The organism is Streptococcus sp. CF8-6, assembly GCF_024295845.1.
GTDB lineage: Bacteria > Bacillota > Bacilli > Lactobacillales > Streptococcaceae > Streptococcus > Streptococcus oralis_BO.
Map to the genome: position 1 here is coordinate 13,794 of NZ_JANCOF010000003.1, position 19,575 is coordinate 33,368.

General features: G+C 41.6%; 25 protein-coding genes. 24 read left to right on the plus strand and 1 reads right to left on the minus strand.

From position 1 onward, the window contains the following. Positions 1-6 precede the first annotated feature (6 nt). The 22 genes from NML69_RS05195 to NML69_RS05300 all read left to right on the plus strand — a co-directional run bounded on the left by NML69_RS05195 (position 7) and on the right by NML69_RS05300 (position 16,640). Positions 7-627: a Type 1 glutamine amidotransferase-like domain-containing protein gene (locus NML69_RS05195; RefSeq protein WP_198459441.1), complete on the plus strand. Its 621-nt coding sequence runs from the start codon at positions 7-9 to the stop codon at positions 625-627. 133 nt (positions 628-760) lie between these two features. Beyond that, positions 761-1,318, plus strand: a complete 558-nt coding sequence (locus NML69_RS05200) for a hypothetical protein (protein ID WP_198459442.1) — start codon at positions 761-763, stop codon at positions 1,316-1,318. A gap of 93 nt (positions 1,319-1,411) precedes the next feature. Continuing rightward, positions 1,412-1,588: a 30S ribosomal protein S21 gene (gene rpsU, locus NML69_RS05205; RefSeq protein WP_000048054.1), complete on the plus strand. Its 177-nt coding sequence runs from the start codon at positions 1,412-1,414 to the stop codon at positions 1,586-1,588. Between the two features lie 129 nt (positions 1,589-1,717). Further along, positions 1,718-2,653: an HPr(Ser) kinase/phosphatase gene (gene hprK, locus NML69_RS05210; protein WP_254725535.1), complete on the plus strand. Its 936-nt coding sequence runs from the start codon at positions 1,718-1,720 to the stop codon at positions 2,651-2,653. Next, complete coding sequence (gene lgt, locus NML69_RS05215; RefSeq protein WP_198459443.1) at positions 2,646-3,434, plus strand: prolipoprotein diacylglyceryl transferase; 789 nt, start codon at positions 2,646-2,648, stop codon at positions 3,432-3,434. Before hprK ends, lgt begins: the two co-directional genes overlap by 8 nt. Further along, positions 3,435-3,818, plus strand: a complete 384-nt coding sequence (locus NML69_RS05220) for a DUF948 domain-containing protein (protein WP_000895033.1) — start codon at positions 3,435-3,437, stop codon at positions 3,816-3,818. It abuts the gene before it with no gap. 15 nt (positions 3,819-3,833) lie between these two features. Continuing rightward, on the plus strand, positions 3,834-4,232 hold the full coding sequence (locus NML69_RS05225) for a YtxH domain-containing protein (RefSeq protein WP_254725536.1): 399 nt from the start codon (positions 3,834-3,836) through the stop codon (positions 4,230-4,232). Positions 4,233-4,305: 73 nt separating this feature from the next. Beyond that, a complete protein-coding gene (gene hemW, locus NML69_RS05230; protein WP_254725537.1) occupies positions 4,306-5,436 on the plus strand; it encodes a radical SAM family heme chaperone HemW in 1,131 nt (376 codons plus the stop codon). Positions 5,437-5,440: 4 nt separating this feature from the next. Next, entirely contained in the window at positions 5,441-6,178 is a 738-nt protein-coding gene (locus tag NML69_RS05235; RefSeq protein WP_000524786.1) for an acyl-[acyl-carrier-protein] thioesterase, read from the plus strand. Positions 6,179-6,188: 10 nt separating this feature from the next. Further along, positions 6,189-6,962, plus strand: coding sequence for a TIGR01457 family HAD-type hydrolase (locus NML69_RS05240; RefSeq protein WP_254725538.1), 774 nt, complete (start codon positions 6,189-6,191; stop codon positions 6,960-6,962). Continuing rightward, positions 6,952-7,569, plus strand: coding sequence for a TIGR01906 family membrane protein (locus tag NML69_RS05245; RefSeq protein ID WP_254725539.1), 618 nt, complete (start codon positions 6,952-6,954; stop codon positions 7,567-7,569). Before NML69_RS05240 ends, NML69_RS05245 begins: the two co-directional genes overlap by 11 nt. Positions 7,570-7,789: 220 nt before the next feature. Beyond that, positions 7,790-8,191 (plus strand): Spx/MgsR family RNA polymerase-binding regulatory protein, encoded by a 402-nt coding sequence (locus NML69_RS05250; RefSeq protein ID WP_000631261.1) that lies wholly within the window; start codon positions 7,790-7,792, stop codon positions 8,189-8,191. Then, positions 8,192-8,470, plus strand: coding sequence for a UPF0223 family protein (locus NML69_RS05255; protein ID WP_084926065.1), 279 nt, complete (start codon positions 8,192-8,194; stop codon positions 8,468-8,470). It abuts the gene before it with no gap. Further along, complete coding sequence (locus tag NML69_RS05260; RefSeq protein WP_254725540.1) at positions 8,460-9,233, plus strand: inositol monophosphatase family protein; 774 nt, start codon at positions 8,460-8,462, stop codon at positions 9,231-9,233. The genes NML69_RS05255 and NML69_RS05260 overlap by 11 nt, the downstream gene beginning before the upstream one ends. Next, positions 9,234-10,538, plus strand: a complete 1,305-nt coding sequence (locus NML69_RS05265; protein ID WP_254725541.1) for an RsmF rRNA methyltransferase first C-terminal domain-containing protein — start codon at positions 9,234-9,236, stop codon at positions 10,536-10,538. A 210-nt stretch (positions 10,539-10,748) separates the two neighbouring features. Beyond that, positions 10,749-11,627 carry a phosphate ABC transporter substrate-binding protein PstS gene (locus tag NML69_RS05270; RefSeq protein ID WP_254725542.1) on the plus strand — a complete coding sequence of 293 codons (879 nt, stop codon included), beginning with the start codon at positions 10,749-10,751 and terminating at the stop codon, positions 11,625-11,627. Then, on the plus strand, positions 11,627-12,544 hold the full coding sequence (gene pstC / locus NML69_RS05275) for a phosphate ABC transporter permease subunit PstC (protein WP_001070951.1): 918 nt from the start codon (positions 11,627-11,629) through the stop codon (positions 12,542-12,544). Before NML69_RS05270 ends, pstC begins: the two co-directional genes overlap by 1 nt. Further along, positions 12,534-13,418 carry a phosphate ABC transporter permease PstA gene (gene pstA, locus NML69_RS05280; protein ID WP_000543050.1) on the plus strand — a complete coding sequence of 295 codons (885 nt, stop codon included), beginning with the start codon at positions 12,534-12,536 and terminating at the stop codon, positions 13,416-13,418. Before pstC ends, pstA begins: the two co-directional genes overlap by 11 nt. A gap of 10 nt (positions 13,419-13,428) precedes the next feature. Further along, on the plus strand, positions 13,429-14,232 hold the full coding sequence (pstB, locus tag NML69_RS05285; protein WP_000049851.1) for a phosphate ABC transporter ATP-binding protein PstB: 804 nt from the start codon (positions 13,429-13,431) through the stop codon (positions 14,230-14,232). Positions 14,233-14,244: 12 nt separating this feature from the next. Next, a complete protein-coding gene (pstB, locus tag NML69_RS05290) occupies positions 14,245-15,003 on the plus strand; it encodes a phosphate ABC transporter ATP-binding protein PstB (RefSeq protein WP_254725543.1) in 759 nt (252 codons plus the stop codon). Positions 15,004-15,014: 11 nt separating this feature from the next. Then, positions 15,015-15,668: a phosphate signaling complex protein PhoU gene (phoU, locus tag NML69_RS05295; RefSeq protein WP_000946469.1), complete on the plus strand. Its 654-nt coding sequence runs from the start codon at positions 15,015-15,017 to the stop codon at positions 15,666-15,668. Positions 15,669-15,824: 156 nt separating this feature from the next. Further along, positions 15,825-16,640 (plus strand): ABC transporter substrate-binding protein, encoded by an 816-nt coding sequence (locus tag NML69_RS05300; RefSeq protein WP_254725544.1) that lies wholly within the window; start codon positions 15,825-15,827, stop codon positions 16,638-16,640. Between the two features lie 19 nt (positions 16,641-16,659). Here the strand turns inward: NML69_RS05300 and NML69_RS05305 are convergent, their stop codons facing one another. Next, positions 16,660-17,931 (minus strand): PLP-dependent aminotransferase family protein, encoded by a 1,272-nt coding sequence (locus NML69_RS05305; RefSeq protein ID WP_254725545.1) that lies wholly within the window; start codon positions 17,929-17,931, stop codon positions 16,660-16,662. Positions 17,932-18,075: 144 nt separating this feature from the next. Here NML69_RS05305 and budA point away from each other — a divergent pair, with 144 nt between their 5' ends. Both budA and NML69_RS05315 read left to right on the plus strand, forming a co-directional pair. Beyond that, positions 18,076-18,807 (plus strand): acetolactate decarboxylase, encoded by a 732-nt coding sequence (budA, locus tag NML69_RS05310; RefSeq protein WP_000375405.1) that lies wholly within the window; start codon positions 18,076-18,078, stop codon positions 18,805-18,807. A 9-nt stretch (positions 18,808-18,816) separates the two neighbouring features. Then, entirely contained in the window at positions 18,817-19,569 is a 753-nt protein-coding gene (locus tag NML69_RS05315; RefSeq protein WP_254725546.1) for a YhfC family intramembrane metalloprotease, read from the plus strand. Positions 19,570-19,575: the final 6 nt, after the last annotated feature.

Genomic DNA, 19,575 nt, shown 5'->3' on the forward strand with positions numbered 1-19,575 from the left:
TACATCATGAAACAATTATTTTTATGTTCATACTTTGCTGGAGTCACAAAGCTTTTTAGCGATTATGCAAAGGAAAAGAATCTAGAAAACAAGGTTTTATTTATTCCTACCGCTGGGAACAAAGAGGATTATACTGCCTATATCGATGAGGCTCAGCAAACATTCAAAGATTTAGGATTTGAGATAGAGGTTCTAGATATTGCTTCTTGTGATCGAGAAACTGCTCAGGCAAAGATTTTCCAAAGCAAGATTCTTTATATCTCAGGTGGGAATACATTTTATTTATTACAAGAATTAAAGAAAAAACAACTTCTATCTCTCATCAAAGAGCAAATAAGAGATGGGTTGGTCTATGTGGGAGAATCAGCAGGGGCTATCATTACAGCCAAGGATATTGACTACAATAAACTCATGGACGACAAGACGGTAGCGACAGAGTTATCTGATACAGCGGGATTGGATGAAGTGGATTTTTATATCCTTCCACATTATGGTGAGGAACCTTTTACCGATAGTAGCAAAAAGACCTTTGAAATGTATAAAAAGCAGCTTGAATTGCTACCGCTTCATAACCACCAAGCAATTATCGTTAACGATGAGCAAATAGATATCTTGACAATAGAATAACAGCGTGGTAGAATAACAGCGTGGTTGGAAGAACATTAATATTTTACCAATAAAACGATTAGCGGTTGATAATTCATTTAGTGGGAATCTGCCATGGATAGATTAATTTTATGAATTCAAGAAGGGAAAAGTTATGAAAATAAAAACGTTAGATAAAATAGGTGGGATTGTTTTCTTGTTTCTAACGATTACTACCATTGTCGTTTTTTTATCAGATACGAGCTTCTTTGAGTGGGCGTTTACTAGACACCAGAATACTCTGAGTTGGTATATTCGCCCTCTCTTTATTATTCCAATTGTAATGGGAGCTTATAAAAAATCCTATAGCCTGATTTTCTTTTCTATATTTTGCCTATTTACTAGCATGTTCTGGTTCCCAAAGCCGGAAATAGTTGATGTAAAAGTAATTGAGTTTTTGAATTTTGAGAAGACTTATTTTACGAGCGGATGGAGTATTGAAAAAGTTATTATTCTGGCGACGATTCTAGCATTTTTTACGGCAATTATATCCTTAACATGGAGTAGACGTTGGTATGGATTATTAGCAACGGTAGTAATTGGAGCGTTTCTGAAGGTTGCCCATAGTCTTTTATTTAGTGGAGGAAGTGGCATATCGATTGTAAAACCAGCTGTTTTGGGATTGATTCTCTGCATCTTAGTGATTTATTTCATCTTCAAAAGAAGAAAGTAAAAATAATAAAAGTTTATGGTCGCTTTTCTCTTGACAATTATTCACTTTGTGTGTAAAATGGAATAGATCTTGAACTTGAAGGGAGTGAAAAAAATGTCTAAAACAGTAGTACGTAAGAATGAATCTCTTGACGATGCACTTCGTCGTTTCAAACGTGCGGTTACTAAAGCTGGTACTCTTCAAGAAACACGCAAACGTGAATTCTATGAAAAACCTTCTGTAAAACGTAAACGTAAATCAGAAGCAGCTCGTAAACGTAAAAAATTCTAATTTGAAATGAAAGGCTAGAGAAATCTAGTCTTTTTCTTTTAAATAAATACCGTAAATCCTGCAAAAAAAGGAAACTTCCTACCACAATTTGATATAATAGTAGGGAGAACTCGATTGAAGGAGGAAATTATGTCGGTTTTAGTAAAAGAAGTCATTGAAAAGCTCAGATTAGACATTGTTTACGGTGAAGGCGATTTACTTGAAAAAGAAATCAATACTGCGGACATTTCTCGACCAGGTCTTGAAATGACAGGGTATTTTGATTACTATACTCCGGAGCGACTTCAACTATTGGGAATGAAGGAATGGTCTTATTTAGTCTCCATGTCTTCTCACAACCGTTATAAGGTGTTGACCAAGATGTTTCAACCGGAAACACCAGTGGTTATTGTTGCACGTGGTTTAGTAGTTCCAGAAGAAATGTTGAAAGCTGCCAGGGAATGTAAGATTGCGATTTTAACCAGTCGAACAGCTACTAGTCGCCTGTCAGGAGAATTATCTAGCTATTTGGATTCTCGTTTGGCAGAACGGACCAGTGTTCATGGCGTCTTGATGGACATTTATGGCATGGGTGTCTTGATCCAAGGGGATAGCGGTATCGGTAAGAGTGAAACTGGTCTGGAACTTGTGAAACGTGGACACCGTTTGGTGGCAGATGATCGTGTAGATATTTTTGCAAAAGACGAAATGACCCTTTGGGGAGAGCCAGCTGAAATTTTGAGGCATTTACTTGAGATCCGTGGAGTGGGGATTATTGATGTGATGAGTCTCTACGGAGCAAGTGCTGTAAAAGATTCTTCACAAGTTCAACTAGCAGTTTATTTGGAAAATTATGATACGCATAAGACCTTTGACCGTCTAGGAAATAATGCCGAAGAACTCGAAATTTCTGGTGTAGCCATTCCGCGTATCCGCATTCCGGTAAAAACAGGACGCAATATTTCTGTTGTTATTGAAGCAGCTGCCATGAACTACCGTGCTAAGGAAATGGGCTTTGATGCGACGCGTTTATTTGAAGAACGCTTGACAAGTCTGATTGCTCAAAATGAGGTGAAAAATGATTAATCCAGTCGCATTTGAAATTGGTCCCTTTGCTATTCGTTGGTATGCTTTGTGTATTGTAGCTGGTTTGGTTCTGGCAGTTTATCTTGCCATGAAAGAAGCTCCTAAAAAGAAAATTCTATCAGATGATATTTTGGATTTTATTCTGATTGCTTTTCCGGTAGCTATTTTAGGTGCTAGACTATACTACGTACTCTTTCGCTTAGATTATTATCTGCAAAATCCAGGTGAAATCATTGCTATTTGGAATGGTGGTTTGGCCATTTACGGAGGATTGATAGCGGGCGCTATTGTCCTTTATATCTTTGCAGATAGAAAGCTGATTAATACTTGGGATTTCTTAGATATTGCAGCACCGAGCGTCATGATTGCCCAGAGTCTAGGGCGTTGGGGAAACTTCTTTAACCAAGAAGCCTATGGTGCAGCGGTAGATAATCTGGATTATTTGCCAGGCTTCATTCGTGACCAGATGTACATTGATGGTAGCTACCGTCAGCCGACCTTCTTATATGAGTCGGTTTGGAATCTGATTGGATTTGCTTTGATTCTGATTTTTAGACGAAAATTAAAAGGAATCAGACGTGGTCAGATCACGGCATTCTACTTGATTTGGTATGGCTTTGGTCGTATGATCATCGAAGGCATGCGGACGGATAGTCTCATGTTCTTTGGTCTGCGAGTTTCCCAATGGTTATCAGTTGTCCTTATCGGACTCGGTATTTTTATCATACTTTATCAAAATCGAAAGAAAGCCCCTTTCTATCATACTGAGGAGGAAAAATAAATGTTAGAAGTTGCATATATTCTTGTTGCGATTGCTTTGATTGTCTGTTTAGTCTATTTGACAATCACGATTCAAAAAGCAGGTCGTATGATTGATGAGACAGAGAAAACCATCAAAACCTTGAGCTCAGATGTGAACGTTACCTTGCATCAGACTAATGAATTGTTGGTTAAGGTCAATGTGTTAGCAGACGATATCAATATCAAAGTTGCGACGATTGATCCACTTTTTACAGCTGTGGCAGACTTGTCTGAGTCAGTATCTGATCTCAACCAACATGCACGTGTTTTAGGCAAAAAAGCTTCATCTGCTGGTTCGAAGACCATCAAAACAGGTGCAGGCTTGTCCGCTCTTCGTGTCGCAAGTAAATTTTTCAAAAAATAAAAAAGGAGAAATCTTATGGGAAAACTATCCTCTATCCTTTTAGGAACAGTTTCAGGTGCAGCTCTAGCTTTGTTTTTGACGAGTGACAAGGGCAAGCAAGTTTGTAGTCAAGCTCAGGATTTTCTAGATGATTTGAGAGAAGATCCAGAATATGCTAGAGAGCAGGTTTGTGAGAAACTAACAGAAGTGAAGGAACAGGCAATGGACTTTGTGCTGAAAACAAAGGAACAAGTAGAATCTGGTGAAATCACTTTTGATAGTGTCCTTGGCCAAGCTAAAAACTGTGCTCGACAAGCGACAGAAGCGTCAAAGGAAACCTTTAACAACCTCAAGGAGCAGTGGCAGGAGCAGCCAGAAACTCCAGACGTTGCTGAAGACCAAGAAGAAATCATCATCGATATTACTGAAGTATAAGGTATCACCATCTCTGGTTTTTGGAGATGGTGATTTTTATCTGCAAGCCTGTCTTTGTGGTATAATAAATACTATGCAGAAAAAACCAACGTCCGCCTACGTGCATATTCCCTTTTGCACACAGATTTGTTATTATTGTGACTTTTCAAAAGTTTTTATCAAGAATCAACCAGTAGATAGTTACCTGGAGCATCTGCTAGAAGAGTTTCGTTCTTATGATATCCAAAAGTTGTCAACTCTCTACATTGGAGGTGGGACGCCAACGGCTTTGTCAGCTCCGCAATTAGAGGTGCTCTTGGATGGCTTGACTAAAAACCTAGATTCGTCTGTCTTGGAAGAGTTGACCATTGAGGCCAACCCAGGCGACTTGGACGCAGATAAGATTGCAGTTTTGAAACAGTCGCCAGTCAATCGTGTTTCTTTAGGTGTGCAGACTTTTGATGACAAAATGCTGAAAAAGATTGGGCGCAGTCATTTGGAGAAGGATATTTATGAGAATATCGACCGCCTCAAACTGGCTGGTTTTGACAATATCTCCATCGACCTAATCTACGCTCTTCCAGGTCAAACTATGGATCAAGTCAAGGAAAATGTGGCTAAAGCCATCTCGCTTGATATTCCTCATATGAGTCTTTATAGCTTGATTTTGGAGAATCATACGGTCTTTATGAACCGCATGAGACGAGGGAAATTGCCCCTACCCAAGGAAGAGTTAGAAGCGGAGATGTTTGAGTACATCATCGCAGAACTGGAGCGAGCTGGTTTTGAGCATTATGAGATTTCCAATTTCTCTAAACCCGGATTTGAAAGTCGCCACAATCTCATGTACTGGGATAATGCTGAGTATTATGGTATCGGTGCGGGTGCTTCAGGTTATGTGAACGGGGTACGTTATAAAAACCACGGTCCTATCCGCCACTATCTCAATGCAGTAGAGGAAGGAAATACTCGGATTACAGAAGAACACCTGAGTCAAAGGGAGCAGATGGAAGAAGAAATGTTCCTAGGCCTCCGGAAAAAATCCGGGGTTTCTATGGCGCGATTTGAGGAGAAATTCGGACGATCCTTTGATGGACTTTATGGCGAAATCATCAGAGACTTGGTTCAACAAGGACTCATGCAGGTCGACGGTGACCGTGTCCGAATGACAAAGAGGGGTCTCTTCTTGGGAGACACTGTAGCAGAACGATTTATTTTGGAGTAGAACAATGGGCTTAACTTATCAAATGAAAATGAAAATTCCTTTTGATATGGCGGACATGAACGGTCATATCAAACTTCCAGATGTGATTTTGCTGTCCCTGCAAGTATCAGGTATGCAATCGATTGAACTGGGAGTTAGTGACAAGGATATGTTAGAACGTTACAATTTGGTCTGGATTATTACAGATTATGCGATTGACGTGGTACGCTTGCCTCGCTTTGCTGAGGAGATTACGATTGAAACAGAAGCATTGACTTACAATCGTCTTTTTTGCTACCGCCGTTTCACTATCTATGATGAAGCAGGTCAAGAAATCATTCGCATGGTAGCAACCTTTGTTCTCATGGACAGAGATAGTCGTAAAGTTCATGCTGTCGAACCGGAGATTGTTGCGCCTTACCAGTCTGAGTTTGATAAAAAACTCATCCGTGGGCCAAAGTATGCTAACCTAGAAGACCCGATCAGTAAAGACTACCATGTTCGTTTTTACGACTTGGATATGAATGGTCATGTTAATAATAGTAAATATTTGGATTGGATTTTTGAGGTCATGGGAGCAGATTTTTTGACCAAGTATATTCCAAAGAAAATCAATCTCAAATATGTCAAAGAAGTGCGACCAGGTGGCATGATTGCTTCAGCTTATGAACTCAAGGGACTAGAAAGCAAGCATGAGATTATCAGTGATGGCGAGATAAATGCCCAAGCTATGATTACGTGGCAAGAAATTGAAGGCAATTAGAAAGGACGATATGGCTTATAAAGGTTATTTAATTGATTTAGACGGAACCATTTACAAGGGGAAAGACCGGATTCCGGCGGGTGAGGCTTTTGTCCATGAGTTACAAAAAAGAGAAATTCCCTACCTCTTTGTGACTAACAATACAACCCGAACTCCTGAGAGTGTTCAAGAAATGTTGGCTCAGAATTTTAACATTAATACCCCTCTATCGACTGTATACACAGCAACTCTGGCAACCATCGACTATATGAACGACTTGGGACTGGAAAAGACAGTCTATGTCATCGGAGAAGCGGGGCTCAAGGATGCCATTCAGGCGGCTGGTTATGTCGAAGACAAGGGAAATCCTGCCTATGTGGTCGTTGGACTGGACTGGCAAGTCGACTATGAAAAATTTGCTACGGCGACTCTAGCCATTCAAAAGGGAGCCCACTTTATCGGAACCAATCCAGACCTCAATATCCCTACGGAACGTGGTCTCTTGCCAGGTGCTGGTTCACTAATTACACTTCTTGAAGTAGCAACACGGGTAAAACCAGTTTATATCGGGAAACCAAATGCTATCATTATGGATAAGGCAGTTGAGCACTTGGGATTGAAAAGAGAAGAATTGCTCATGGTTGGGGACAATTACCTGACGGATATCCGAGCAGGGATTGACAATGGCATTCCAACGCTCTTGGTGACAACAGGTTTTACCAAAGCAGAAGAAGTGGCGGACTTGCCAATCGCACCAACTCATGTAGTTTCTAGCCTTGCGGAGTGGAATTTCGATGAAAACTAAACTGACCTTTTGGGGAAGTATGCTCTTTTTCCTCTCCCTTTCTATCCTACTGACCATTTATCTGGCATGGATTTTCTATCCTTTGGAAATTGAGTGGCTGAACTTAGCGGATCGAGTCTATCTAAAGCCAGAAACAATTCTGTATAACTTTCATATCTTGATGAATTACCTGACCAATCCCTTTAGTCAGGTCTTAGAGATGCCAGATTTTCGTTCATCAGCTGCAGGTCTACACCACTTTGCGGTGGTGAAGAATCTCTTTCACCTAGTTCAGCTAGTTGCCCTAGTGACACTTCCAAGTTTCTATTTCTTTGTTAGAAAGATTGTAAAAAAAGGCTTTTTGCCCCTATATCGTAAAAGTATCCTAGCTCTAGTACTATTGCCTCTAGTCATTGGCCTTGTAGGAGTGTTAATTGGTTTTGAGCAATTCTTTACTCTTTTCCATCAGATTCTCTTTGTGGGAGATGATACCTGGCTTTTTGATCCAGCAAAGGATCCCGTTATTTGGATTTTGCCAGAGACTTTCTTTCTCCATGCCTTTTTACTTTTCTTTGCTTTGTATGAAGGAATGTTTGGTTTCCTTTTTGTTAAAGCTTCAAGGAAATAGTGGAAAAAATTCTGTATTTTTAATAAAAAACGAGAGAAGTTGCTCTACTCCCTATTTATTGTTAGGTTATCCTAAAGATAAACTTGTAAAGCAGGAGATTTTTGCAGAAAACAGTCTATTTTCTATGAAAAAATAGGCTTTTTTTCTAAAAATACCTAGTCAAGCGCTTTATTTTTTTGTATAATAGAAATAGCAAGTATAGATAAAAGAAGAGAAAAGCATGATTACACTATTTTTATCACCGAGTTGTACATCATGTCGTAAGGCAAAGGCTTGGTTAGAGACGCATAAAGTGCCCTTTCAAGAGCATAATATTATGACTAGTCCTTTAACAAGAAAAGAATTACAACATATTCTTTCCTTGACCGAAAATGGTACTGATGACATCATTTCAACTCGTTCAAAAATTTTTCAAAAATTGGATATTGATGTAGAGAGTATCTCAGTATCGGAGTTGCTTCAGTTGATTGAGCAATATCCTAGTCTTTTGCGTCGCCCAATTATTATAGATACCAAACGCATGCAGATCGGTTTTAATGAAGATGAGATTCGTGCTTTTCTCCCTCGTAGTTACCGTAAACAAGAATTGAAAGAAGCAACATTGAGAGCTGGTATAGGATAGATGAACAAACAGTATAGTTACCCACTAGATTTGTCGTGGAGCACTGAAGAACTTGCTTCAGTGCTTTCTTTTTTTAATGATGTTGAAGCTGCTTATGAAGATAAGGTAGAAGCAAAAAAACTGCTAGAGTCTTATAAGGAATTTAAGTCTGTGGTTCCAAGCAAAAGCGAAGAAAAGCGCTTAGGTCGCGAATTTGAGACGGCTAGCGGTTATTCCTGCTATCATGCAGTTCAATTAGCAAAAGAAAAAAGAGAAGGGAAGATTTCTCTTGGAAACTAAATTTGAATTTGCCAAACAGATTGTGCAGGAAGCTGCTGCCTATATTTTGGCTCACATGAAAGAAGATTTGCAGGTTGAGCGCAAGTCTTCACCTACCGACTTGGTGACGCGTTTGGACAAGGAGGTCCAGGAACTCTTGGTTGAACGGATCAAGTCCTCCTATCCCGAGGACTTGATTTGCGCGGAAGAGGGTTGTTTACGTGCTGCAGTCAGCCAAGGTTCCGTTTGGGTGATTGATCCCATTGACGGTACCAATAACTTTGTCGCCCAGAAGGAAGATTTTGCCGTGATGTTGGCTTATTTTGAGAATGGTGTGGGCAAATTTGGCATCATCTATGATGTCATGAAAGGTGATTGTTACCATGGTGGCGGTGCCTTTCCTCCTTGTCGCAATAATGAGCCCTTACCGCCTTTTAAAAAGAAGCCCCTCAGAGAATTCCTGGTTGCTGGTAACTCAGGTATGTTTGAAAGCAATGAGTGGGGCCTGGCGGATTTGGGGCGAGCAGCATTGGGAGTCCGTGTCTACGGCAGTGCAGCCATTAGTTTTGCTAAGGTTTTATCGGGTCGTCTTCTGACTTATATTACCTACTTACAGCCATGGGATTACGCTGCGGCCAGTATCTTAGGGGAAAGTCTGGGGTATCGCCTTCTTACGGTATCGGGTGAACCTGCTGATTTTAAAACGCGTCAGCCTGTCATGATGGTGCCAATCGATATGCAAGAAGAGATTCAGTCTTATATCTACGAAAGGAAAGAGAACTAAATGCAATTTCCAGAAGGATTTGTTGAAAAATATGAAGCGATACTAGAAGATGAGGCAAGAGACTTTCTTGCCTCTTTTAAACAAGAAGCAGTATCGGCTTTTCGGGTCAACCCCTTAAAAGAAAGTCAGTTATCGTTTACAGATGCTATTCCCCATACACCTTGGGGGTATTATGGTAAGGTTTCAGGGAAGTCATCAGAGCACGTGACAGGTTTCGTTTATTCGCAAGAGCCTGCAGCCCAAATGGTGGCCCAGGTAGCTCAACCCCTTCCCGGTATGAAGGTCTTGGACTTGGCGGCAGCACCAGGTGGAAAATCCACTCAACTAGCAGCTTATCTGGCTAATCAAGGAGTCCTTGTCTCCAACGAAATTTCAAGCAAGCGTGCTAAAATTTTAGTGGAAAATATGGAGCGATTTGGAGCGACAAATGTTGTTGTGACTAATGAATCTGCTGACCGCTTGGCCAAGGTTTTTAAAGGTTACTTTGATGTGATTGTCCTTGATGCACCTTGCTCGGGTGAAGGGATGTTTCGTAAGCAGCCAGAGGCCATGGATTATTGGAGTACTGATTATCCTAGTCAATGCGCTAGTCTTCAAAGAGAAATTTTAGAAGATGCAGTGACCATGCTTGCAGAAGGAGGGCGTTTGGTCTATTCGACCTGTACTTGGGCACCTGAGGAAAACGAAGAAATCGTCCACTGGTTGCTGGATACTTATGATTTTGAATTGCTTCCAGTCGAGCATGTGAATGGTATGGTAGCAGGAATTGATCTTCCTGAAACGGCGCGGATGTATCCTCATCATTTCAAGGGAGAAGGCCAGTTTGTTGCCCACCTGCAGTTTAAGGGACAAAATCCAGCACCTAAATTCAAGGCTAGCAAGAGCAATCTCAGTCGTGAACAACTGGCTCTGTGGCAAGAATTTGCCCAAAAACACTTACAGGTCAATCTAACTGGTATCTTGCAGACTTTTGGAGATCAACTCTATCTCTTGCCAGAGATGCTACCTGATCTAGGGAAACTCAAAATTGCCCGAAATGGACTTCATCTGGGGACGTTTAAGAAGAAACGTTTTGAACCAAGCTTTGCTCTCGGTTTAGCCTTGAAACCAAGCCAAGTAAAACACAGTGTCGAAATCAATGATGAGGACTTTGTAAAATATGTGGCTGGTGAGACTGTTCAATTGTCTGAAGATCGACCAAATGGCTGGTACCAAGTTGTGGTTCAAGGAAACGGATTAGGGTTTGCCAAAGTAACGGGAAATGTTTTGAAAAATTATTATCCAAAAGGGCTCAGATTCAGGTGAAAAAGCTAGTCAAAGAGCCTATTCTATGTTATAGTGGAAGTATGAGTTTTTTCTGATAGTCTTTCATTATTACTTATATTATACGATGGAATTGTCCGCTCCTAAGAATGACTAGATAAAATAAAGCAGGACAATCATTGATGATAATTGGATGATCAGGACAAACGGAAGAAATCAGAACATTTATCATTATGTTCAAGGAGAATAACAGTGAAAAAAAGAAAAAAGCTCGTCATGTCTCTTGCAGCTCTTTTGGTGGCAGGTTCTCTAGCGGGATGTGCTAGCTGGATTGATCGTGGAGAATCCATGACAGCTGTTGGTTCAACAGCTCTTCAACCTCTTGTCGAAGCAGCAGCAGATGAATTTGGTTCTAGAAACATCGGAAAAACAGTCAATGTTCAAGGTGGTGGATCGGGTACAGGACTTTCCCAAGTCCAGTCTGGAGCTGTAGACATCGGGAACTCTGACGTCTTTGCAGAGGAAAAAGATGGAATCGATGCTTCAGCTCTAGTAGACCACAAGGTTGCAGTGGCTGGTCTTGCAGTGATTGTAAACAAGGAAGTGAATGTTGAAAATCTCACAACCGAGCAACTTCGCAAAATCTTTACAGGTGAAGTGACCAACTGGAAAGAAGTTGGGGGCAAAGACCTGGCCATTTCAATCATCAACCGAGCAGCAAGTTCTGGTTCACGAGCGACGTTTGATACGGTGGTTATGAATGGCCAAGCGGCAATGCAGAGCCAAGAACAGGATTCTAACGGGATGGTCAAGTCGATTGTATCCCAAACACCTGGAGCTATTTCTTACCTAGCCTTTGCCTATGTAGATGACTCCGTGAAAAGTATGAAACTGAATGGGTATGAGCCTACGTCTGAAAATGTAACGACCAATAACTGGCCTTTGTGGTCTTATGAACATATGTACACACTTGGTCAGCCAAATGAGTTAGCTGCTGAATTCCTGAATTTCGTCCTCTCAGATGAAGCCCAAAATGGAATTGTTAAGGGCATGGGCTATATCTCCATCAATGAAATGAAAGTCCAAAAGGATGCTTCAGGTACCGTTACAGCAGTAGAAGGAGGTCAATAATGAATCAAGAAGAATTATCTAAAAAATTACTCTCTCCTTCAAAGAACTCTCGCCTTGAGAAGTTTGGTAAAGGTTTGACCTTCACTTGCCTTTCTTTGATTGTTATCATTGTGGCGATGATTTTGATTTTTGTAGCCCAAAAAGGCTTGTCGACTTTCTTTGTCAATGGAGTGAACATTTTTGATTTCCTCTTTGGACAAACTTGGAATCCTTCAGGGAAACAATTTGGTGCTCTTCCGATGATTTTGGGTTCCTTTATTGTGACGATTTTATCAGCTCTTATCGCAACACCCTTTGCTATTGGTGCTGCAGTATTTATGACAGAAGTATCACCAAAGGGTGCAAAGATTTTGCAACCGGCCATCGAACTTCTTGTCGGTATTCCTTCAGTCGTCTATGGATTTATCGGTTTGCAAGTTGTGGTGCCTTTTGTTCGTAGCGTCTTTGGTGGAACTGGTTTTGGGATCTTGTCAGGGATTTTCGTTCTCTTTGTCATGATTCTGCCAACTGTTACCTTTATGACAACAGACAGCTTGCGTGCTGTTCCTCGTCATTACCGTGAAGCTAGTTTAGCCATGGGAGCCACTCGTTGGCAAACCATCTGGCGTGTGACCTTGAAAGCAGCACGTTCAGGTATTTTCACTGCAGTGGTCTTTGGGATGGCGCGTGCCTTCGGTGAAGCCCTTGCTATTCAGATGGTGGTCGGAAACTCAGCAGTTATCCCAACCTCGTTAACAACACCAGCTGCGACTTTGACTTCTGTTTTGACTATGGGTATCGGAAATACCGTCATGGGTACAGTTGATAATAACGTACTCTGGTCACTGGCCTTGGTATTGCTCTTGATGAGTTTGGCCTTTAACAGTGTGATTAAATTGATTACGAAAGAAAGAGGAAAGAAAAACTATGCACGCTAAGAAATTAGATAAACTTGCAACAGCTGTCCTCTATACCATCGCGGGTATCATCGTTGCCATCTTGGCGTCCTTGATTCTCTATATCCTGGTGAGAGGGTTACCGCATATCTCTTGGTCCTTCTTGACTGGGAAATCCTCCTCTTATCAAGCAGGTGGGGGTATCGGGATTCAGCTCTACAATTCCTTCTTCCTTTTGGTCATTACCTTAATCATTTCTGTTCCTCTGTCTATGGGAGCTGGCGTTTTCCTCGCTGAGTATGCCAAAAAAGGACCTGTGACCAATTTTATTCGTACCTGTATTGAGATTTTGTCTTCTCTACCATCAGTCGTTGTGGGTCTCTTTGGTTACTTGATCTTTGTAGTCCAGTTTGAGTATGGATTTTCAATCATTTCAGGTGCCTTGGCCTTGACAGTCTTTAACCTCCCTCAGATGACTCGAAATGTTGAGGATAGTTTGAAACACGTTCACCATACACAACGTGAGGCTGGTCTGGCCCTTGGAATTTCTCGTTGGGAGACTGTAGTCCATGTCGTCATTCCAGAAGCCCTTCCAGGTATCGTAACGGGTGTTGTCTTGGCATCCGGCCGTATCTTTGGTGAGGCCGCCGCTCTTATCTATACGGCAGGACAATCCGCTCCAGCCCTTGACTGGTCTAACTGGAATATCCTCAGTGTTACCAGTCCTATCTCAATCTTCCGTCAAGCAGAAACCTTGGCTGTCCACATTTGGAAAGTCAATAGCGAAGGAACCATTCCTGATGCTACCATTGTATCTGCTGGTTCTGCCGCCGTGCTCCTCATCTTTATCTTGATTTTTAACTTTGGGGCACGCAAACTCGGAAGCTATTTACACAAGAAATTAACCGCTGCCTAAAGGAGAAGCCATGTCAAAATATAACTGGGATGAAAAGCATATCATCACCTTCCCTGAAGAAAAAGTGGCCCTCTCTACCAAGGATTTACATGTTTACTATGGTAAAAATGAATCCATCAAGGGCATCGATATGCAATTTGAAAAAAATAAAATTACAGCCTTGATTGGTCCTTCTGGATCAGGGAAATCTACTTATCTTCGCAGTCTCAATCGGATGAATGATACCATTGATATTGCAAAGGTCACAGGTCAAATCCTCTACCGAGGGATTGACGTTAACCGTCCAGAAATCAATGTCTATGAGATGCGCAAGCATATCGGAATGGTCTTCCAACGTCCAAATCCATTTGCTAAGTCTATCTACCGCAATATCACTTTTGCTCATGAACGTGCAGGAGTCAAGGATAAGAAGGTCTTGGATGAAATTGTAGAAACCTCTCTAAGACAGGCTGCTCTATGGGATCAGGTCAAAGACGACCTCCACAAATCAGCCTTGATGCTTTCTGGTGGACAACAACAACGTCTCTGTATCGCTCGTGCCATCTCTGTCAAGCCAGATATCCTCTTGATGGATGAGCCTGCTTCAGCCTTGGATCCGATTGCGACAGCCCAACTGGAAGAAACCATGTTGGAATTGAAGAAGGACTTTACCATCATCATCGTTACCCACAGTATGCAACAGGCTGCGCGTGCAAGTGACTACACAGGATTTTTCTACTTGGGTGATTTGATTGAGTATGATAAGACATCCAATATTTTCCAAAATGCCAAGCTACAGTCAACCAATGACTATGTAACGGGACACTTTGGTTAGAAAGGAAACAGCATGACAGAACCGATTTTGCAGGTTAAAGACCTGTCCGTTTATTACAACAAAAAGAAGGCCTTGAATAGTGTTTCCCTTTCTTTCCAACCCAAGGAAATAACTGCCCTCATTGGTCCATCAGGTTCAGGGAAGTCAACTCTTCTCAAGGCCATAAATCGTATGGGAGATTTAAACCCTGAGGTGACAACAACTGGATCAGTAGTCTATAATGGTCACAATATCTACAGCCCCCGCACCGATACGGTTGAATTGCGTAAGGAAATTGGGATGGTCTTTCAACAGCCCAATCCCTTCCCTATGTCTATCTACGAAAATGTTGTCTATGGGTTGCGTATCAATGGAGTTAAGGATAAACATGTTTTGGATGAAGCAGTAGAAAAGGCCTTGCAACGTGCTTCTATCTGGGATGAAGTAAAGGATCGTTTGCATGATTCGGCCATTGGTCTCTCTGGTGGACAACAACAACGTGTTTGTGTTGCTCGTGTCTTAGCAACCAGTCCGAAAATCATCCTCTTAGATGAACCAACTTCAGCTTTGGATCCTATTTCTGCAGGTAAGATTGAGGAAACCTTGTATGGTCTGAAGGATAAATACACCATGCTCTTGGTAACGCGTTCAATGCAACAGGCCTCACGTATCTCTGATAAAACAGGATTTTTCCTAGATGGGGATTTGATCGAGTTTAACGATACGAAGAAGATGTTCCTAGAGCCACAAAACAAGGAAACAGAAGATTATATTACAGGAAAATTTGGATAAGGAGTTGAATGATGTTACGATCTCAATTTGAAGAAGATTTGGAGAAATTGCACAACCAGTTCTATGCCATGGGACAAGAAGTGCTCTCGCAGATCAATCGTACAGTGCGTGCCTTTGTTACGCATGACCGTGATTTGGCAAAAGAAGTCATCGAAGACGATGCAGAAGTAAATGAATATGAAGTGAAGTTGGAAAAGAAATCATTTGAAATGATTGCCCTCCAACAACCTGTTTCGCAAGACCTTCGTACCGTCTTGACCGTTCTCAAGGCAGTTTCTGACGTGGAACGCATGGGAGATCATGCAGTGTCTATCGCTGAGGCGACCATTCGTATGAAGGGGGAGCAACGTATCCCTTCTGTTGAAGAAGAAATCAAAAAGATGGGACGCGACGTGAAAAACTTCGTCGAAGCGGCTCTAGATCTCTATCTCAACGGTTCTGTGGATCAAGCCTACGAAGTAGCAGCGATGGACGAAAAAATCAACCATTACTTTGATAGCATCCGTGATTTGGCTACAGAAGAAATTAGGAAAAATCCTGAAGCTATCGTTACAGGCCGTGATTACTTCCAGGTCATTTCTTTCTTGGAACGTATCGGAGACTACGCTAAAAATATCTGTGAATGGGTTGTTTACTTTGAAACAGGTAAGATTGTCGAACTATAAGAAACGGTTTAAATATACAGAAAAAAGGCTGATTAGAATAAATCAGTCTTCTTTTTTATAAAAAGAATTGATTCACAATCAAAATCTCTAAAAGGGTTGACAACTATTTTTAAAAGAGTTATAATTATTCAGGAAAAACAGAAAGGTCGTTTATTTATGAAATTCAAGAAATGGATATTAGTTGTATGTAGCATGCTTGCCAGCATGGTTTTAGTAGCTTGTCAATCCAGTACGGATAGTTCCCAGTCTGCTGTGGACGCTATCAAACAAAAAGGAAAGCTAGTTGTTGCGACCAGCCCAGACTATGCGCCGTTTGAATTCCAAGCCTTGGTAGATGGTAAAAACCAGGTAGTTGGAGCAGATATTGATATGGCTCAAGCAATTGCAGACGAGCTTGGGGTTAAACTTGAAATCTCTAGCATGAGTTTTGACAATGTCTTGACCAGTCTTCAAACTGGAAAGGCTGACTTAGCCATTGCAGGTATTAGTGCTACAGATGAGAGAAAGGAAGTCTTTGACTTTTCAATCCCTTACTATGAAAATAAGATGAGTTTCTTGGTTAGAAAAGCTGATTTAGACAAATACAAGGATCTTACAAGCCTCGCAAGTGCCAATATCGCAGCTCAAAAGGGAACTGTGCCGGAAACCATGGTCAAGGAACAATTGCCAAATGCCCAGTTGACATCCTTGACCAATATGGGGGAAGCAGTCAATGAATTGCAGGCTGGAAAAGTGGATGCTGTTCATATGGATGAACCAGTTGCTCTTAGCTATGCAGGTAAAAACTCAGACCTTGTCGTTGCATCTGTTAACTTGACGATGAAAGATGGCGAAGCCAATGCCGTTGCTATCAAGAAGGACCAATCAGACTTGAAAGCAGTAGTAGATAAGGTTATCCAAAAACTGAAAGATGACGGAACCTATCAAAGCTATCTTGAAAAGGCAGCGAAACTAACAGAAGTTGAACAATAAGAAAAAGCAGAGTTGGACTTTAATCCAACTCTGTTTTTATGTATTCTAATAGCTCTTCTAGATTTTCAAGAGTGACTTTGGCGAACTGATAAGGGCAGGCATCCAAATAAGCCTTCTCAAAAAAGTCTAGTTTGAGTGAGCTGTGTTTCAAACTGGCAATCTTAGGATAGTGTCTCAAATCAAGGAGAAGACCATCGTGTAGAGGATAGTGGGGCAAGGGACAGGAGTTTTCTTCAAGCACTTCCTTAATCTGAGCCTGATAGTTCTCTTGAAGGCTCAGTCTGGCCAGTCGATTTTTTTCAAATAACTGGCTATCAATGTAAAGAGAAAGAGCCTTTTGCATGATGAGATTGCTGTCATAGTCCAGGATATTTTTGTAGGCAACAAAGGCCTCTTTTAGGGCATTTGGGAGAATGAGAGCGGTAATACGAAGGGCTGGAAAGAGACTAGTTGAGAAGGACTTGATATAAATGACCCGATCCTCAGTATCCAGATAGTGGAAGGTTTGGCCCTTCCTGGGATCTAGGTCCCCTAAATAGTCATCCTCTACGATGTAAACACCATGCTGGTTTGCTAGATCCAGAATAGCCTTTTTTTCCTGATCAGAATAGGAATGACCTAGGGGATAGTGGAAGCGAGGAATGGTATAGAAAAACTTGATTTTCCCAGATTTGAACTGTTTTTCCAGTTCTTCAAGGTCAATGCCATCAATACGGCGTTCAATGGTCTGGTAGGCCAATCCCTGAGCGACCAAGAGGCGGTTCATCCGGTGATAGGTCGGCTGTTCGACCAAAATCTCAGCTCCCTTGCTCGGGAAGTCAATCTGAGAAAGGATAAAAAGAGCTTGCTGGGTACCAGATGTTAGAACCAGTTGATCGGGTTTGCAGTAGAGGGCTTGGTTGAAAAGAAGTTGATGGACAGATTGTCTGAGTTCCTCAAGACCTTCTTGGTTGTCATAGTAGTTGAAGAGGTAGTTTTCTCGGCCTATCAGGGTTTCGTTGACACAGAGTCGGAAGTCGTCATAGGCACTGGCATGCTCATCAGTGACTTCGATTTCCAAGTCCTGATGCTGTCCTTGTTCCAGAACATAGTAACCACTTTGGGGTTTGGCATAGAGGTATTGTTCATGGCGTAATTCCAGTAGGGCTCGTTGGATAGTGTCCTTGCTACAGTGGAAGTCTTGGCTCAGTTGACGGATGGAGGGAAGTCGGCTACCTGTTGGAAATTTTCCTGATTCAATCCCTTTTTTGAGAAAGGAAACGACTGCTTGGTATTTACTTTCTTTCTTCATTCCAGACCTCCGTTGATTTTGTTACATTGTACCTTTTTTTTGCCTCCTTTGCAATGGGAAAAACATTCCCCCTTTCACAACTAGGAGCAAATGTGGTATACTTAGAAAGTATGATGATTCATTGAAAAGAAGATAAGAAAGAGAATGGATAGAAAAGTGCAGGAACCGGTTAAATTATTTCAATACAATACTTTAGGTGCCCTAATGGCAGGTCTCTATGGTGGAACCATGACAGTAGGAGAGTTGCTGGAACATGGTGACCTCGGTTTGGGGACTTTGGATTCGATTGATGGGGAGTTGATTGTCCTTGATGGCAAGGCTTATCAAGCCAAGGGATCTGGTCAAACGCCTGAAATCGTTGAGGTGGCAGCGGATGCTCTTATTCCCTATGCAGCAGTGGTTCCTCATCAGGCAGAAGTGATTTTTCGTCAGCGCTTTGAGATGACGGACAAGGAATTGGAAAAACGAATTGAGTCCTACTATGATGGGGAAAATCTTTTTCGTTCCATCAAGATTCATGGCGAATTTTCACAAATGCACGTACGGATGATTCCCAAATCCACACCTGATACCAAGTTTGCTGATGTGGCGACACACCAACCTGAGTATAGCCGTGAAAATGTATCGGGAACTATTGTTGGGTTTTGGACACCAGAGATTTTCCATGGAGTGAGTGTTGCAGGCTATCATTTGCATTTTATCTCAGATGATTTGACCTTTGGTGGGCATGTGATGGACTTTGTTATCAAAGAAGGAATGATCGAGGTAGGAGCAGTCGACCAGTTGGACCAACGTTTTCCAGTCCAAGATCGCCAGTATTTATTTGCCAAATTTAACGTTGACGAGATGAAGAAAGATATTGATAAGTCAGAATAGGAGAAAAAAATGACAATACATATTATCCTTACCATGATCGCTTTGGTTCTCATTCTAGTAGGTGGGACTTGGTATGCCAAAAAACGGTTTAAAATCTCTCTTGCAGTGATGGGTTTGGGAGCAATCGCATTTTTTGTTTCGTCTCAAGTGTTAGAGAAGATTGTTCACCTTCTGGTACTCCATCCGCAAAAAGATGGAACCATTCCGCTTATGCAGGAGCAGCCTTTCTTATACGTTCTTTATGGAATCGCTATGGCGGCCTTCTTTGAGGAAACAGCTCGTCTTGTCTTTTTTAAATGGTTGGAGAAAAAGAGAAAGCTAGAAGATCGAGATGCTTTGGCTTATGGTTTGGGACATGGGGGCTTGGAGATGCTCTATCTCGGAATGGGAAGCTTGATCAGTTTGTTGATTCTCTTTTCACTCATTCAGTCTTCAAATACTGATGTAGCCAATCTCCTTCCAAAGACTACACTCGAAACGGTCCAGTCTCTTTCTGTATGGCAGGTTTATTTACTAGGAGTTGAGCGTGTGCTTGCTCTGGTTCTACAAATTGGTCTTTCCATCTGGGTCTATCAAAGTGTTCGTCAAAAGAAATGGATCTACCTCCTTGCTGCCTATGGTTTGCATGCCTTGTTTGACTTGGCTCCAGCCTTATCTCAAGTGGGATGGATTGCAAATCCGCTTCTAGTTGAGTTTGTTCTTCTCGTAGAACTTTTAGTCTTTATCTGGCTGACAAAATCTACATTTTGGAAAAAATCATAAAAAGAG